This is a genomic window from Panacibacter ginsenosidivorans (genome assembly GCF_007971225.1).
Taxonomy (GTDB): domain Bacteria; phylum Bacteroidota; class Bacteroidia; order Chitinophagales; family Chitinophagaceae; genus Panacibacter; species Panacibacter ginsenosidivorans.
Map to the genome: position 1 here is coordinate 317,562 of NZ_CP042435.1, position 16,767 is coordinate 334,328.

At 36.5% G+C, this 16,767-nt stretch carries 16 protein-coding genes; 7 read left to right on the plus strand and 9 right to left on the minus strand.

Features of this window, described 5'->3' with window-relative positions; genetic code table 11:
- Positions 1 to 22 precede the first annotated feature (22 nt).
- Genes FRZ67_RS01260 through FRZ67_RS01270 form a run of 3 tightly spaced genes read left to right on the plus strand, consistent with a single transcriptional unit; the run spans position 23 to position 2,057 of the window.
- Positions 23 to 664 (plus strand): hypothetical protein, encoded by a 642-nt coding sequence (locus FRZ67_RS01260; RefSeq protein ID WP_147187797.1) that lies wholly within the window; start codon positions 23 to 25, stop codon positions 662 to 664.
- Positions 628 to 1,374, plus strand: a complete 747-nt coding sequence (locus FRZ67_RS01265; RefSeq protein ID WP_147187798.1) for a sensor histidine kinase — start codon at positions 628 to 630, stop codon at positions 1,372 to 1,374. Before FRZ67_RS01260 ends, FRZ67_RS01265 begins: the two co-directional genes overlap by 37 nt.
- Positions 1,374 to 2,057, plus strand: coding sequence for a response regulator transcription factor (locus FRZ67_RS01270; protein ID WP_147187799.1), 684 nt, complete (start codon positions 1,374 to 1,376; stop codon positions 2,055 to 2,057). Before FRZ67_RS01265 ends, FRZ67_RS01270 begins: the two co-directional genes overlap by 1 nt.
- Before the next feature lie 182 nt (positions 2,058 to 2,239).
- Here the strand turns inward: FRZ67_RS01270 and FRZ67_RS01275 are convergent, their stop codons facing one another.
- Together FRZ67_RS01275 and FRZ67_RS01280 are read right to left on the minus strand one after the other, a co-directional pair.
- Positions 2,240 to 5,419 carry a CheR family methyltransferase gene (locus FRZ67_RS01275; RefSeq protein WP_147187800.1) on the minus strand — a complete coding sequence of 1,060 codons (3,180 nt, stop codon included), beginning with the start codon at positions 5,417 to 5,419 and terminating at the stop codon, positions 2,240 to 2,242.
- A 260-nt stretch (positions 5,420 to 5,679) separates the two neighbouring features.
- Entirely contained in the window at positions 5,680 to 6,075 is a 396-nt protein-coding gene (locus FRZ67_RS01280) for a response regulator (protein ID WP_147187801.1), read from the minus strand.
- A 345-nt stretch (positions 6,076 to 6,420) separates the two neighbouring features.
- On the opposite strand from FRZ67_RS01280, the gene FRZ67_RS01285 reads away from it, so the two are divergent.
- Complete coding sequence (locus tag FRZ67_RS01285; RefSeq protein WP_147187802.1) at positions 6,421 to 7,008, plus strand: outer membrane beta-barrel protein; 588 nt, start codon at positions 6,421 to 6,423, stop codon at positions 7,006 to 7,008.
- 177 nt (positions 7,009 to 7,185) lie between these two features.
- Here the strand turns inward: FRZ67_RS01285 and FRZ67_RS01290 are convergent, their stop codons facing one another.
- From FRZ67_RS01290 to FRZ67_RS01310, 5 genes are all read right to left on the minus strand, one after another.
- Positions 7,186 to 8,118, minus strand: a complete 933-nt coding sequence (locus FRZ67_RS01290; protein WP_147187803.1) for a hypothetical protein — start codon at positions 8,116 to 8,118, stop codon at positions 7,186 to 7,188.
- The gene (gene def / locus FRZ67_RS01295; RefSeq protein WP_147187804.1) at positions 8,115 to 8,693 is read right to left on the minus strand and encodes a peptide deformylase; all 579 of its coding nucleotides are present in this window, start codon (positions 8,691 to 8,693) and stop codon (positions 8,115 to 8,117) included. Before def ends, FRZ67_RS01290 begins: the two co-directional genes overlap by 4 nt.
- A gap of 69 nt (positions 8,694 to 8,762) precedes the next feature.
- Positions 8,763 to 9,176 (minus strand): Holliday junction resolvase RuvX, encoded by a 414-nt coding sequence (ruvX, locus tag FRZ67_RS01300; protein ID WP_147187805.1) that lies wholly within the window; start codon positions 9,174 to 9,176, stop codon positions 8,763 to 8,765.
- 96 nt (positions 9,177 to 9,272) lie between these two features.
- On the minus strand, positions 9,273 to 10,184 hold the full coding sequence (locus FRZ67_RS01305; RefSeq protein ID WP_147187806.1) for a UbiA-like polyprenyltransferase: 912 nt from the start codon (positions 10,182 to 10,184) through the stop codon (positions 9,273 to 9,275).
- A gap of 8 nt (positions 10,185 to 10,192) precedes the next feature.
- A complete protein-coding gene (locus tag FRZ67_RS01310) occupies positions 10,193 to 10,747 on the minus strand; it encodes an RNA methyltransferase (RefSeq protein WP_225975468.1) in 555 nt (184 codons plus the stop codon).
- A gap of 155 nt (positions 10,748 to 10,902) precedes the next feature.
- On the opposite strand from FRZ67_RS01310, the gene FRZ67_RS01315 reads away from it, so the two are divergent.
- Together FRZ67_RS01315 and FRZ67_RS01320 are read left to right on the plus strand one after the other, a co-directional pair.
- The gene (locus FRZ67_RS01315) at positions 10,903 to 11,355 is read left to right on the plus strand and encodes a GNAT family N-acetyltransferase (RefSeq protein WP_147187807.1); all 453 of its coding nucleotides are present in this window, start codon (positions 10,903 to 10,905) and stop codon (positions 11,353 to 11,355) included.
- A 148-nt stretch (positions 11,356 to 11,503) separates the two neighbouring features.
- Positions 11,504 to 12,352 (plus strand): hypothetical protein, encoded by an 849-nt coding sequence (locus FRZ67_RS01320; protein WP_147187808.1) that lies wholly within the window; start codon positions 11,504 to 11,506, stop codon positions 12,350 to 12,352.
- A 104-nt stretch (positions 12,353 to 12,456) separates the two neighbouring features.
- Here the strand turns inward: FRZ67_RS01320 and uvrA are convergent, their stop codons facing one another.
- Together uvrA and FRZ67_RS01330 are read right to left on the minus strand one after the other, a co-directional pair.
- Positions 12,457 to 15,330, minus strand: a complete 2,874-nt coding sequence (uvrA, locus tag FRZ67_RS01325; protein ID WP_147187809.1) for an excinuclease ABC subunit UvrA — start codon at positions 15,328 to 15,330, stop codon at positions 12,457 to 12,459.
- 192 nt (positions 15,331 to 15,522) lie between these two features.
- Positions 15,523 to 15,876 (minus strand): T9SS type A sorting domain-containing protein, encoded by a 354-nt coding sequence (locus FRZ67_RS01330; RefSeq protein ID WP_147187810.1) that lies wholly within the window; start codon positions 15,874 to 15,876, stop codon positions 15,523 to 15,525.
- Between the two features lie 305 nt (positions 15,877 to 16,181).
- On the opposite strand from FRZ67_RS01330, the gene FRZ67_RS01335 reads away from it, so the two are divergent.
- On the plus strand, positions 16,182 to 16,724 hold the full coding sequence (locus FRZ67_RS01335) for a hypothetical protein (RefSeq protein WP_147187811.1): 543 nt from the start codon (positions 16,182 to 16,184) through the stop codon (positions 16,722 to 16,724).
- Positions 16,725 to 16,767: the final 43 nt, after the last annotated feature.

Consider the following 16,767-nt stretch of genomic DNA (forward strand, 5'->3'; position numbering starts at 1 on the left):
CTTACTCCAAAACAAAATAAACATGAGCGATGCAACGTATCGGTTTTTATTAAGCCTGAGCATTATTTTTCCATTTTCTGTAAGTGTTTTTAAGTTTAAACAAATACCGGTCTCGTATCATCCGCTTGTTTATGTTATAAGTCTGGGGCTGATAAATGAAATCATCACTTATTATTTTTTTCGCTCGGGTAATGCAATACCTACCAATATCTATAACCTGTTGGAGTTTATATTTTATTGCCGCCAGTTCAGGAACTGGAAACATATTCTACAAAAGAAGTTTTCATATTACCTGACTACAATATCTGTTGCACTATTTTGGATAACCGACGAAATAATACTGGGCAAGCTAAATACTTTTACATCTTTCTTTCTTATACTGTACCCGTTTTTATTGGTTTTGCTTGCGGTGAATGAGTTAAATTTTCTTGTTGCCAATGAGCATGGAAATGTTTTGAAGAACCCAATTTTTTTATTTTGTATAGCCGTCATTATTTTTTATGCTTATAGAATTTTATCAGAAATATTTTACCGGTATACCGATGATCATGAACTTCAAAACAGGATATTTGATATACAGGCATACGTAAATGTTCTTTTCAATATTCTTCTAACATTTGTTATACTATGCATACCGAAGAAGCGAACTATTACACTGCGGTAACCGTTGCGGCTGTAGTGCTGGGCATTATCATTATTTATTTTATCATAACGATGATAAGACACCAGCGCCGGAATATGCAATTGTACAAAGCAAAGATCAATGCTGAGATCTCTACCCTGGAGAATGAAAGAAAAAGAATTGTAGCAGACCTGCATGATGAACTGGGACCTTTGCTATCTGCGGTAAAACTTCGTATAAACCAGCTTGATGCAGAAAGTGATGATGATAAAAATATCGTTGAATTTGCCAACAAACACCTGAGCGATATAATCGTTAAGATCAAAGAAATATCTTACAATCTTTTACCCAATACACTGGCAAGAAACGGACTGATACATGCCGTTGAAGAATTTATTGATAAGGTAAACGGCATGTATACTTTGAACATAAGATTTGTATGTGAAGGGAAGATCGAATTATCGAAAGAAAAAGAAATTAATATTTACCGCATATTCCAGGAAACAATACACAACACGATTAAACATGCTAAAGCGAAAACACTTGTAATGGAATTAAAGAAACAGGAGAATGTGCTTTTGCTTACCATCATTGATGATGGCGTTGGTTTTAATTATGAAGAAAGATCAAAGAACGGAGCCGGTCTTGGATTACTGAACCTGCAAAGCCGTGCAGAAGTGCTTAATGCTAAATTTATAATAGACTCGGAAAGAGATAAAGGAACCAAATACTTTTTTGAAATTCCAATATAATGTCAACAGATAAAAATACAAAGCCGTTAATAAAAGTTGTGCTTGCAGATGATCATGAGATATTCAGGGATGGCATGAAACTGATGCTTTCAAAGTTCCCGGAAATTTCTTTGGCAGGTGATGCCTCTAATGGCAGGGAGTTAATAAAACTTGTTGATGCAATACAGCCTGATATTGTTATTACCGATATTAAGATGCCGTTGATGGACGGTGTGGAAGCAACAAAATACATTATACAACATCACCCGGAGATTGGCGTGATTGCGCTCTCTATGTTTGATGAAATTTCGCTTATTGTAGAAATGCTGGAAGCAGGAGCATCTGGCTATCTTGTAAAAGACTGCGACAAAGCAGAGATAAAAGAAGCTATTGAAAGGGTTCATCAAAAGGAGCAATATTACTGCAGGCATACCGGCAATAAACTGATGCAGGTAATGGCGCGTAATGCAAAGAAGCAGGATAATAAATATTCTGCACTGCAATTATCAGAAAAAGAAAAAGAGATCATACAACTCATCTGCAAACAATACACCACCAAAGAAATAGGCGAGCAATTATTTATGAGCCCAAGAACCGTTGAAGGTTACCGTTTAAAAATTCTTGAAAAACTTGAAGCTAAGAATACAGTTGGCATTGTTATCGCCGCTATTAAATTTGGATTATACACACCCGAACAGGCCTAATGTTTTTATGAACCCGGCAACAGTATAATTATGATGCTTTTCTTGCGTCGCACACTTGTACTGATAAACTTCTGTCGACAGTCGACCGTCAACTGTCGACGGCTTTTCCAAACGTACAAGTGTGCGACGCAACAACGTATAATAGCAGTAATATCGCCTGGTTCAAAAAAAATATGTTCACACTATTTTTTAAAAAATATTTTAAATGTAGTGCCCTTGCCTGCTTCACTTTCAACTTCTATTTTGCCACCGGATGCATTGATGATTTTTTTGATGAGAAACAATCCCAAACCCTGGCCCTCTATATCATCATTAAGACGCCCATACATTTTGAAAATAGTATCAATTTTACTTTCATCCATTCCTATTCCATTATCTTTTACCGTTAAAAGAATAAAATCATCCAATTCTTCTGTTCTTATCATTATTTCAGGAACGCGGCTGGGAGATCTAAATTTCAGCGCATTATTAATTAAGTTATAAACCACACTTCTGAAATTCTTCGTTGAAAACCTGATCTCAGCAACATTTAACTCTCTCCTGACCTGCGCATTTGTTGCAGTCACCTTATCCTGTATCGATTCTATTATATCATCGATCATTTCATCTATATTGATCAATTCCTTTTCCTCTTTTGTATTTTCCAATTGACTGATCTTAGTAAGGTCTTTAATCACTGTTTTGAATTTATTCACCGCTGATGAAAGCATATTTAAATAGTCCACAACCTCTTCATCAAACAACGTTTTTTTATCCTCCAGCATATATATGATCTGTTCTATATTGGCAACGGGACCTAAAAGATCATGTGATGCAGTGTAAACAAAATTGTCAAGATCGGCGTTTATCAATGTTAAGCTTTTATTTTTTTCATCCAGTTCCTGCTGTATTATTTTTAATTCGGTAATGTCGTTAAAGGTAATGATGGCCCCATCTATTGTGTTATCTGCCTGCCTTATATATGGCATGGTCATAACCTGGTACCACTTACCATTTGTAGCTTCAACTTCTCTTGTAATGACCCCCCCGCTTCTTACAACTTCTTTTACATCCTGTTCAATCGTTTCAAATTTAATATTGATAGAAATATTACTTAAAGGCCGCCCTATATCCGTTTCAAGAAGATTAATATGTTTTGCAGCACCCGGAGAAAATTTCTTTAACAGCAGGTCTCTGCTTACAAATATTTGTCCGTTTATATTACTACGGAAATAGTTATTCAAATCATCATTAAGGTTACTCAGTTCTCTATTCCTTAAATCATATTCAGCATTAACGGTATGCAGTTCTTCATTCACCGATTGCATTTCCTCGTTGGTGCTTTGCAGTTCCTCATTGGCAGAAAGTAATTCTTCATTAAAAGACTGCATGTTTTCATCAGACGCCCTGAGCAACTCGTAAGTGGAAGCCAGCTTTTCTTTCGTTTCCTTTAACTCCTTCTCTATGTTAACCAGGTATTCACCGGCAAAAACTTTTTCATCAAATAACCGCTGGTTTTTCCCGCTTACACTCAATGACTCATTTTCTTTCAGCAGCACTAACCTTTCTTTTGAACCGTCTTCATGTATGGTTAAAGGCTTAACGATCAGCGTAGCCGCGCTGGCGGATGAATTAATCATCACATTAATCTCCTTAACAACTATTGTTTCATTCCTTTTGTCTGCTTCAAGGGCTGCTGTGCTATATGCAATAGCCAGTGTTTTTTGTAAGAGGTCAACGAGGTTATGATTAAACAATTTTTGTAGCAAGAGTTTACTTGTATCGCCAAAAGAACTGATAACCTGGTTATTTTCATCCACCCACAGCCCTGCATACCCCAGCGTTATCATTAGCTCTTTATCAAAAGCTTCAGGCAAGGCAGTTTTATTATTTTCCTTGGGATCTTTTTGACCATGGGGGGAAGCAGATACCTTACGCTCAATAATTACAGGTGTAAGCGATTCAAAATTGAGCACCCGTTTTTTCTCAATGTTCTTGTATATCTTCCACTTTTTATCTATCTCTTCAAAGGAAGAAGTGATTTCTGAAATATTTTCACTTGGCCCGAGAAACAAATAACCTCCGTTACACAATCCAAAATGCAGCAGGTGGAATATTTTTTTCTGCAGATCATGTTTCATATAGATGAGTAGGTTCCTGCAACTGATAATATCCATATTGCAATAGGGCGGATTCTTCACCAGGTCATGATGGGCGAAAATGAGCATCTTGCGGATGCCATCTTTTATTTTATAGCCATTGGCTTGTTTTGTAAAAAACATCTCAAGCCTTTCAGGAGATAAGTTCTTTATATTTCTTTCATTATAAACGCCTTTAGCTGCAAATTGAAGCGCATCGCTGTCAATATCTGTAGCAAATATTTTTACAGTGTTGTCTTTTTGCGTAGCTGTTAATTCTTCCTGTACAAGCATGGCAAGGGAATAGGCTTCTTCACCTGTAGCGCAGCCGGCTACCCAGATTTTTATTTCTTCTCCATTTGATTTGTCTTTAATGATTCCGGGGATCACTTTTGTTTTCAGGATCTCAAAAGCATCAGGATCCCTGAAAAAAGAAGTAACACTTATTAAAAAATCTTTGGCAAGTATTTGTAACTCTGCTTTATTGGTCTTTAATAGGCCAAAATAGCTTTCCATATTGCGATAGTTAAGAAGAGAAGCTCTTCTCCTGATCCTTCTAAAGATAGTAGTAGTTTTGTAATCAGAAAAGTCAACAGGTAACTGCTCTTTAATAAGATCTGTTATATTGCCCATTATTTTTTCTTCCTCTTCATTACTAAATTCTTCATCGGGCAATTTCGTTTTTTCTGCTACATATTGCTCTATTATATTGGGCATTTGTTCAGGCTCAACAACATAGTCAGCATTACCACTAGCAATAGCACTAATCGGCATTTCATTAAATTCTGCTGTTTTAGGATCACTCACTATCACCATGCCACCTCCATTTTTTATAGCTTCAATACCTTCTGTACCGTCAGACCCGGTACCCGAAAGAATAATACCGATGGCTTTATTGCCCCTCTCGTTTGCAAGAGAGTTAAAAAAAGTATTGATTGTACGATTGGGTATGCCTTTTACTTTATCGGTCAGCAATAAACGGCCATCATCAATCGTCATGATATTTGTACTTGGAATAAGGTAAATATTATTGGACTCTACAAACATGTTGTTTTGCGCTTCAACAACTTTCAGCTTTGTGTGTTTGGCAAGCAATGCGGCCATCATACTTTTATAATCTGCTGATAAGTGCTGGATAACAATGTATGAAACACCGTCCAAGGGAGTATGGTCGAAAAAAGAATTGATCTCCTGCAGCCCGCCTGCAGAGGCGCCGATGGCTATTATATATTGTTCATTTTTCATTATGGGAAGTTCAAGATATGTTCAAAAAAATCGGTTTCAGAACAGGTTTAACTTGCATTAATCTTTAGCCAGGCTCGTGAATTATTAAATATAAGATGACGAATAGGGAAATATGCTGATTAAAATCATCTTTTAGGTTAATAGGTATAAGACTTCGTCGCGTTGCACTCTTGTACTTTCTGTATGATTGAGCTGAAGTTTATATGTGTCAAGGCGGAAGTTTATAAAAGTTATTAACTAGTTATCTAATGCAGAGTTTTTTATTGCTGGCCGTTAACAGCGGTCTTATTATTTGCGAAAGCCATAGCATTTTTAAATATTTTTAAAATAACCTCCGGATAGATTGGTTTGGTAATATAATCAAATGCTCCATGTTCTTTCAATTCCATTTCAATATTGGAATTAAGGTAACCTGTCATTATGATCACAATTGTATCCGGGCTTATTTCTTTTACCTTAATTAATATATCAAGACCGTTTGAATCTCCGAGGTTATAGTCACACAAAACAATATCGAAGTGTTTTCGGGTGAAAAGCTGAATACCTTCTTTAGCAGTATATGCAGCATCTGCACAGAACCCAATTTTTAGAAGGACCCTGGTTAATAACTTACAGGTATCCGTATCATCATCTATTATTAAAACTTGCCGCCCCATAAATTATATGTGTTGAATTATTTAAAGGTAGTTCTTATTTCAGGCTTGCTTGTAATAAATATTCTTAGCATATAATGCCTGTTAATAAAGAAAATTGGAATGATAAATATGCCCAAATTTTTTTCTGATGAAGTAATCAGAAGTATTGGCAAGTATTTCCTAAACAGAATATTAGGTGCATTAATTATATAAATGAAAATATTTTTGGAGTTTATAAAATGTAATTTATAAACCGGGGGGAACTAATTCCACATAGTACACTTAATACTTTGCTTCTTTCCAGTTTTCAGGCATAAAATACTTATGGAACAATACTTGTTTTAATTATTGTAAAACAAGCTATTTATGAAAAAAATTATTATTACTGCATGTTCACTGCTTATTATGTCTGCAGCATTTACACAAACACAAAAAGGAAATGTATTGGTTGGTGCAGACCTTGCAGGTTTTGGTTTGAATTTCCAGGAAGGTAATACACAATTCAGTTTAAACCTGAACCCCAAAGCAGGATGGTTTATTAAAGACAATATGCTTTTAGGTGCTGAAGTAAATTTTGGTCTCAACACACAAAAGGGAGCTACTGCAACTAATTATGGCGTGGGTGCTTTTGCAAGAAAATATTTTGGCGCTGAAGCAACTAACCTTGCACGAACCACCAAATGGTTTGTAGAAGCAAATGCAGGTATCAATGGTACCAATCTTTCAGGAGATAATGTAGAAAAAACAAGCACTAACGGACTTGGTGTGGGAATTGGTCCCGGCCTCTCCTATTTTCTTAATCAGAATATTGCACTGGAAGCATTAGTAAAATATAACCTTACTGTAGGTTTTGGAAGTTCAACTACTAATAACAACATAGGTTTTGGCTTAGGGTTTCAGATCTATCTGCCAGGCAAACAGGTAAAGCAATTGGCTAAAGATCCCATGAAATAAAAAATATTCCTGCAGCATCAAATGATGCGCAGTGTTTATACAGTACAAGAGTGCGACGCAACAGAAGCTGAAGATTTAACAGAAAGCCGGTTACAAAAAATTCCTACTTAAAATCTACACCGGCAGCGTTTTTGCTTTCAGTTTAGATGCATACTTTCAATTGCTTCGCACTTATTTTTATCTTTTGAAATCAAACAACGTGGCAGTGAACTCGCCACGTTCTCTTTTTTTAAACAAAGCAGCAAAGTCTCCTTTATACCGTAAAGTTTTTGGCACAAGCAACTCTCCCACTCTTGTCATTTCAACCTGCATGTTAACATCAAAATCGTAAACACCAACTTTATAACTGAGTGCATAATTACGTGCAAGCACTTCAAATGTTTTATAATCGAACCATGTTGTCATTTCATCCATCACAATATCATCCCTGCCGAACATACCCAGATCTTCTTTTGGTTTTATGGTAAACACATAAGCAAAGCTGCCTTTATAATCAATGAAGTCAAGTTTGTAATCATACAGCTTGTGTGCATCATCATCGTAGAGATCCAGTTTGTTACCAATGAATGGAATGCCTGGAATTTTCTTACCCGGATCGAAGAACAACATCTTTAATTGTTCTTTATGTTTTTCCATTCCTGATTTATTTCTAAGATCAAACTCATGGCCTGTAACAATATTTGTTTCACCGCATACTTTTCCTTTGGTAAGAAAAATTGATGCGTACATTTCTGCAGTAGTATAATTGTAATTGCCTTTCTTATCAAAATAATCACCGGTTGTTTGCTGGTTAATGATCTCCATGGTGCGGCAACTATCTTCTCTATGTTGCGTTGTTTTGCTGTCCCAGCTTGCTTTTACGCTACCACCTTTGTTAAGCATGCGTATATCGTTGTAAGAACTGAATTCGATAATGTGCAGGTTGCGGAATGCCTTATAAAAAGTAGTATCGTTCTTAATGCGCTGTAAGATATTTTTATAATCAAGATTATTTTTTACAACAGCTTCGGGCAAAGTAATCTGCTGGTTATCCCATATAACTGTAGTATCCTGTGCGTAGGTGTAAGTAAAAAAGGTTAGCGATATTAAAAGAGCGATGCAATATTTCATTTAGGAAAAACCATTTTATAATCCACTTTTATCTTGCCTTTGGAAATGTCATTTAATTTACCCTGCAGCATTTTTTTCTTTAATGGTTTCAGGTAATCAATAAATAATTTACCTTCTATATGGTCATACTCATGTTGTATAATACGGGCTGTAATGCCATTGAATGTTTCTGTGTGCGGCTGAAAATTTTCATCAAGATATTCAATAGTCACTTCTTCAGGGCGCAAAATATCTTCGCGTATTTTAGGAATGCTTAGACAACCTTCATTATAACTCCAGTCATCACCGCCAAAATCTGCAATATGTGCATTAATGAAAACTTTCTTTACACCTGGCTCATCAGGGTATTGACCTTTATCATCTTCTTCCTGGTGCTCAAAGATCTGAGCACTGTCCATTACAAAAAGGCGGATATTCCTATTAACCTGCGGTGCCGCCAAACCCACACCATTACTGGCATACATGGTTTCCCACATATCAGCTATCAATTTATCAAGTTGAGGATATTCCGGTTCTATATCCAACGCTTTCTTTCTTAAAACATCTGCTCCGTATGCAACAATGGGTAAAATCATAAAACCTTCTAAATTAAAAATTGCCGCAAATATAATTCTTAGCTTGTTAATGGTTGAACAAAAAGCACATTATACATGGCGGTTCAGGTATTCCTGCAGCATAATAGTGGCGGCAATTTCGTCTACATTCTTTTTATTTTGGCGGTCTTTTTTCTTCATTCCCATCTCGTGCATGGCCTGTACCGCCAATTTTGAAGTGTAACGTTCATCCACTGTTTGCACAGTCATAGTGGGGAATTCTTTATGTAGTTTTTTGATGAATGCCTGTACTAATGGCGTGGCATGCGTATCGCTTTCATCCCAGTTCTTGGGTTCACCTATAAGTATTAATTCCACAATTTCATCCTGGAAATATTTTTTAAGAAAAGGCATCAGGTCTTTTGTATCAACAGCAGTAAGGCCGCTTGCAATGATCTGTAATGGATCAGTTACAGCGAGGCCTGTTCTTTTTGCACCATAATCAATTGAAAGTATTCTTGCCATAAATTTTTATAAAAATATTTTTTTGAGCCCGGCTTATGAATATACATTTAACATCGTTGCGTCGCACTCTTGTACACTTTATTCCTTACGCAACTTTTATAAAAGCAACAGATCAGCAATTACTAGTACACCAAATACCACACTGGCAATACCATTTGCCGTCATGAAAGCAATATTTACACGACTAAGATCATTGGGTTTTACAATAGAATGCTGGTAAATGAGCATGCCGACAAATACTATTATTCCTGCCCAATACAACCAGCTAAAACCACCATATACGCCAGCAGCAATAACACATGCAGCGCTTAATACATGCAATAATTTTGAAACACGCAATGCTTTTGATTTACCAAGCATAGCAGGAATAGAATAGAGTTGTTGAGATTGATCAAACTCAATATCCTGCAAAGCATAAATGATATCAAAGCCACTAACCCAGCATATTACAGCTAATGAAAACAAGATTGGCAAAACATCAAACCTGCCGGTAACAGCAAGATAAGCGCCTATTGGTGCTAATGATAAACCGAGACCTAACACTAAATGACAAAGTGGTGTAAAACGTTTTGTATAACTATAGAACAATACAACAAATAATGCAACAGGTGATAAATAAAAACAGATTTTATTTATAAAAAAAGTAGCGGTAATAAACAACACGCAATTCAATATCACAAACCTTAGTGCACTGTTGGCAGAGATAATACCTTTTGGAATTTCACGAATAGCAGTACGTGGATTCTTTGCATCAAAACTTCTGTCTAAATAACGGTTGAAAGCCATAGCTGCACTGCGTGCTGTTATCATACAGATAAGAATTAAAATAAGTCTCCAGATTGCCCAATCAAAAGGAATTATACTTAAGGGTTTTATAGCATAATCAATATATCGCATTGGAATTTGAGAATATGGTAATGCAATAAAAAATCCAATCATTGCAAAAGGCAATGCAAAAATGGTATGACTAAATTTTACTAAACTCAAATAATTCTTTACTGTACTCATCAATAATTCTATTTTAAAAATTCCAGTCTTTGTTCGGACAATTTATACAATACAATCCCTGCAGCTACAGAAATATTCAGTGAATGTTTCATACCCAACTGTGGTATTTCTATACAACCATCACAAAGTTTTATAACGTCACTATTCACACCTTCCACTTCATTACCAAATACAACAGCCAGTTTCTCTTCTTGTTCAGCAGTAAATTTTTCTAATGAAATACTTCCTTCTGCCTGTTCAATAGCAAAAACTTTATACCCTCTTTCTTTTAACTGCCGGACCGCTTCCATTGTAGTTGAGAAATGAATCCAATCAACCGTTTCTGTTGCACCCAATGCTGTTTTATGAATATCCCTGTGTGGTGGTTGTGCTGTATAACCGCATAAACAAATGCCCTCCAGTAAAAATGCATCTGCTGTTCTGAACACACTTCCTACATTATGCATACTGCGAATATTATCTAATACTGCAATGATCGTATTTTTCTTCGCCGCCTTAAATTCTTCTACTGATTTACGGCTCAGTTCATCCATGCTCAGTTTACGCATTATAGAAGCCCCCATCCCCTAAAGGGGTGTTTAAAACCGCAAAGATAGTTGTGAGTTTTTAAATCAGCGTTGGGTTTGAATATGCTTCATATAGAATAAAGCGTACAAGAGTGCGACGCAACGGCAGCTTAATTATTAATTTTACGCCGGGCTAATAAAAATTGTCAGCTATGATTTATTGGAAATGCAAGCCATTCCGTGATCTTACTGTATTTGAACTCTATGCTATTTTACGTTTACGCAGCGAGATTTTTGTGGTAGAGCAAAATTGTGTGTTTCTTGATATGGATAATAAAGACCAGCATTGCTATCATCTATGCGGATGGGATGGGGATGTGCCGGCGGCTTATGTAAGATTAGTTCCGCCCGGGATTTCTTATACAGAACCTTCCATTGGCAGGGTAGTTACAAATGCTGGTTACCGTAAAAGCGGTACCGGCCGTGTACTTATGCAAAAGGCCATCGAACACTGCGGATTGCTTTTTGGTAAGACAAGAATAAAAATTGGTGCACAGTTATACCTGAAGAAATTCTATGAATCATTGGGCTTTGTTCAATGCAGCGATATTTACCTGGAAGATGATATTGAACATATTGAAATGATTTTTGAGCCTGTTGAATAATTTATACGAGAATTAATACGTTTATAGAGCACAACCAATTAAAACATACTATTTTGCACGTATGCACGGACTGTGTAAAAAAATACTAACTGCTATTAGTTTCCTTTTGCTTACGTCAGCCTATACCTTTTCTCAAAAAACGTATGATTTGGATGGGTTAAGAGACTTAACCAATTACTGGGAAATTGATGTTTCTGTAGGAGCCAACCAATTCCTGGGAGATTTAGGTGGTAATAAAGGCATTGGCCGCGACGGCCTTAAGGATTATATGTTTGATGTAAACAGGATATTGGCAGGGGCATCCTGTACGTACAATATCAACAATTATTCGGCAGTAAATCTGGGTATTAATTTTGCCATGATTACCGGTGCAGACAGCCTTATAAATAATACCGGCGACATGGAGCGTTGGCGTTACTGGCGCAATCTTAGTTTTAAATCGAATGTAATAGAAGCTACCGGAACTTATACCTGGTATCCTATTATGCACCTTTACCATAACAGGATGGAGCTTTTCAGATTCAACCCATATATAAGTGCAGGTCTTGGTGTGATGCATTTCAATCCTAAAGCTAATTTGGATGGTCATTGGTATGCTTTACAACCACTCAGACTCGAAGGCGAAGGGTTTCAGGAGTATCCAGACAGAAAGCCGTATGCACGTACCGTTTTATTCATTCCGATCAATGTTGGTGTAAAATATTATTTTAATAACCGCTTTGGCTTATCTGCAGGCTGGATGATACGTAAGACCTTTACGGATTATATGGATGATATCAGCACTACTTATATAGATCCTACCTTATTCGATAAATATTTCACGCCTGAAAAAGCTGCAGTTGCAAAACAATTATACGCCAGATCCAGAAAACCGGAGAAGGTTAGACCAGATATTCTTAAAGCTGATAATACAGATAAAGACAGCTACACCACTTTTTATCTCAGGCTTAGTATCAGGCTCGATAAGAAATTATACATCTACTATCCCAAATTATAATTCCTTTTATTTTTTTTAGCCCGCCTGCACACAAAATATGGAGCTTTTGTTGCGTCGCACTCTTGTACTTTAGTAAATATATGGAGCTGTGTTTGGAATGAAATTTATTTCAATTCTAATTTCAAAAATCTCGCCGTATGACTTTCTTTATTATTGATCATTTCTTCCGGTGTGCCTTCAAATAAAATTCTGCCACCCCCATCGCCACCTTCAGGACCAAGATCTATAATATGATCGGCTACTTTTATCACGTCAAGATTGTGTTCAATTACTAGCACAGTATTACCACGATCGACAAGTTTATTCAATACATCAAGCAAATGCTGTATATCCTGGAAATGTAATCCTGTAGTGGGTTCATCAAGAATATAAAATGTTTTACCGGTATCTTTTTTCGCAAGCTCTGTTGCAAGCTTTACACGTTGCGCCTCGCCACCACTCAATGTTACAGCAGATTGACCAAGCGTTATATAACCAAGCCCAACATCCTGTAACACTTTTATTTTACGATAGAGATAATGTACGGGCTGAAAAAATTCACAGGCTTCATCGACCGTCATGTTCAGTACATCGCTGATAGATTTTCCTTTATAACGGATCTCTAAGGTTTCGCGGTTATAACGTTTGCCATTGCATTTTTCGCAGTGCACATATACGTCTGGTAAGAAATTCATTTCAATCACACGCATGCCACTGCCTTCACAAACTTCGCATCTGCCACTTTTTACATTAAATGAAAAACGGCCAGCATTATAACCTCGGATCTTTGCTTCAGGAACAGATGCATATAAAGTTCTTATCTCCGTAAAGAACCCACAATAAGTAGCGGGATTACTGCGTGGTGTTCGACCAATAGGACTCTGGTCTATTTCAATTACTTTATCAAGATGTTCCAAACCTTTTACACTTTTATACTCCATAACAGCATAACGTGAATTATAAGCATGCTTGGCCAGCAATGGATAAAGCGTTTCATTGATCAATGTTGATTTACCACTCCCACTGACTCCCGTAACCACGATGAATTTAGCTAATGGAAATTTCACAGAAACATCTTTAAGATTATTACCCTTTGCGCCTTTTAGTTCAAGTGTTTTGCCATTGCCTTTTCTTCTTTCTTTAGGCACTGCAATACTTTTCTTACCACTTAAATATTGTGATGTTTCTGAATTCGATTGCATCACTTCTTTCGGTGTTCCTGCTGCAACGATCTCACCGCCATGTTTACCGGCTTTAGGACCAATATCCACAAGATAATCTGATGCCATCATGATGTCCTTATCATGCTCAACAACTAATACACTGTTACCAATATCGCGAAGATTTTGTAATGCTGTTATCAAACGATGATTATCTCTTTGATGCAATCCAATAGAAGGTTCATCAAGAATATAAGTAATGCCCTGCAATTGTGATCCTATTTGGGTTGCAAGTCTTATGCGCTGACTTTCGCCGCCACTCAATGTTCTTGATGGACGATTAACAGAAAGATAAGTCAACCCAACATCTAATAAGAATTGTAACCGCTCTCTTATTTCTTTAAGAACATCTTTTGCAATGGTGTTCTGTTTATTGCTCAACCTTTTTTCGATTCCATTGAACCAGATCATCAGTTTATCAAGATTCATTTCACTCAACTCAGAAATATTCTTTTCATCTATTTTAAACCACAAACTTTCTTTCTTTAGTCTTGCGCCGTTACAAGTTGGACAATTTTTCAATATCATGTATTTCTGCACCCACTCTCTCAGCACCTCTGTACTGTAAGAAGAAGAGAACCACCTTTTAAGCATAGGGATAATGCCTTCATAACTTCCTGTATATTCATGTGGAACAGTTTCGTCATCCGTGTCTACTTCTAATGAAGCATTAATATTTTTATCGCCAAACAAAAGCAGGTCTAATTGTTCTTTTGGTAAGTCTCTTATTGGTACATCTAATCTTATCTTATACTTTTTTGCAAATGCCACCACCTGTTGAAATACACTTGCATCTCTCTCTTCTCCCAAAGGCACAATACCACCTTCTCTTACCGTTTTAGATTGATCTGGTAAAACTTCATTCATATCTATGGTAAATACGCTTCCCAGGCCTTTGCAGGTTGGACAGGCACCATAGGGAGAGTTAAATGAGAACGCGTTAGGTGATGGCTCCTCATAACTAATGCCTGTATCGAGGCACATTAGTTGTTTTGAATATTGCACCACATTATCATCCTCATTCACCAGCAAAAACATCAGGTCTTTTCCCATTTTTAAAGTCTGCTGTACACTCTGACTGATGCGTACTTTAAATTCCTGTTCAACTTTCAAGCGGTCGATTACAACTTCAATATCATGAATCTTATAACGGTCAACCTGCATACGGGCTGTAATATCTTTCACTTCACCATCCACACGCACTTTTACAAAACCTTTCTTTCGAATGTCTTCAAACAATTCACGGTAATGACCTTTGCGACCACGCACCAACGGGGCAAGTAATGTTATTTTTTTGCCTTTGAATTTCTGAAAAATATTTTCTACAATTTCCTCTTCACTAAACTTCACCATTTTCTTTCCGGTGTTGTAGCTATATGCTTCTCCTATTCTTGCATATAACAAACGCAAAAAATCATACACTTCTGTAACTGTGCCAACAGTGGACCGGGGATTTTTATTAGTGGTTTTTTGCTCAATAGAAATCACCGGAGATAAACCTGTTATCTTATCTACATCCGGCCTTTCCATATCTCCAATGAATTGTCTTGCATACGCACTAAAGCTTTCCATGTAGCGACGCTGCCCTTCATTGAAAATGGTATCAAAAGCCAACGAAGATTTTCCGCTGCCGCTAACACCTGTAAAAACAACCAGCTTATTTTTGGGAATAGTGATGTCAATGTTTTTCAGGTTATGTTCTCTTGCGCCAATCACTTCAATCACTTCTTCATGCCGCACACCAATTGTTGCAGCTGTTTCAACTTTCTTTTTCGCCATAATAGTTTGCTAAACGTCAAAATTAGCTAACTGGTTCTTAAAGACAAGGCTAATTTTTTGAACCTGGGCACAATGCTACTATTAAGCAACCGTTGCGTCGCACTCTTTTACTCCTGTGCTTGCTTCAACAAAAAAAGGCACCACCATTATTTAGCAGTGCTTGTTTTGACATAAAAATCTATCCCTTGATTTTTATTCCTTTAAAAATCTCAATAGAATACTATTGTCTTTTTGCTTTATTGTTACATAATATAAGCCCGGTTTTAGTTTCCCAACATTTACAGAATAACTTCCTGAACCTGATGAACGGCTTTGAAAAATAATTCTTCCATAAGATGATGAAACTGAAATCATATTTTTAACGGAAGGATCAAGACCTTCAATTTGCAGCACATCCCGTACAGGGTTTGGATATATTTTCACACCGGATGTTACAGAATAAGAGGCATTGACGTTTGTTGAACTGCTATCAGTTGTTTGAGCTAATAATTTATTGGATAAAATACAACAAATAAAAAGAAAGCAGAGCAGGAAACTCTTCTTCATAAGGGTACGTTTTTAAAAGTTTAAAGTACTTAGGCGGATTAAATTCAAGCTTTGTAAAATTAAAACTGAATTTTTATAATGGAATTTAAAAAATGCTATAATTCTTTTGCGTCTTTAAAACCTTATTAAGTAAATCGATCCTTATTTAAAAGTTCACTAAGTTGTTACGCATATATTTAAGTGTTGATTTAGTGATGAGCATATAGTTCACATCAGATCATTAAAGTGTTGCAGATGAAGTGTGCGACGCAAGGAATGATGCTACAAGTTATATTGCCGGTAACAAAAAAATATAAACTCCTTTTATGTTTTCTCTATTTGGTAAAAAAGACAAAATGCCTGCAATAAAGATTGCAGATCATGTTTGGGTGTCATCTAACGCAAAGATGAATGCATGCATAGATTTAGTAAAAGCAAAAACAGATGTAATCTTTATATGCTGGTTTGAAGAAACGCTACAGCAACTGCAATCTTTTTTCGGGCAGCATGCTATAAATGCTGAAGTAATTATGTACCGGCAGGCATCAAAAGTATATATACATGAAAGGAAGATAATTTTTGCAGAACATTACCCACTTTCCCTGAAAGAGCAACAATTGTTTTTATCATTGGGATTGCAGGAAGCAATTGTTTACAGTGCACTTGATGAACCACTCTTTAAATATTTTGGTGGAGAAAATATAACTGTGTTGCTGACGAATTTAGGCATGCAGGAAAATGAATCTCTCGAGCATCCTATGATAGGTCGTGCACTTAAAAATGCACAGAAGAAAATAGCAAAAGAGATTATAGCGGAACAAGCAGCAAGATCACAGCAGGATTGGTTTAGAAGCAATCTTGCTCATTGATATTTTTTATAGTCCATTTCAAACAATAAAGCCATCGTGAGGA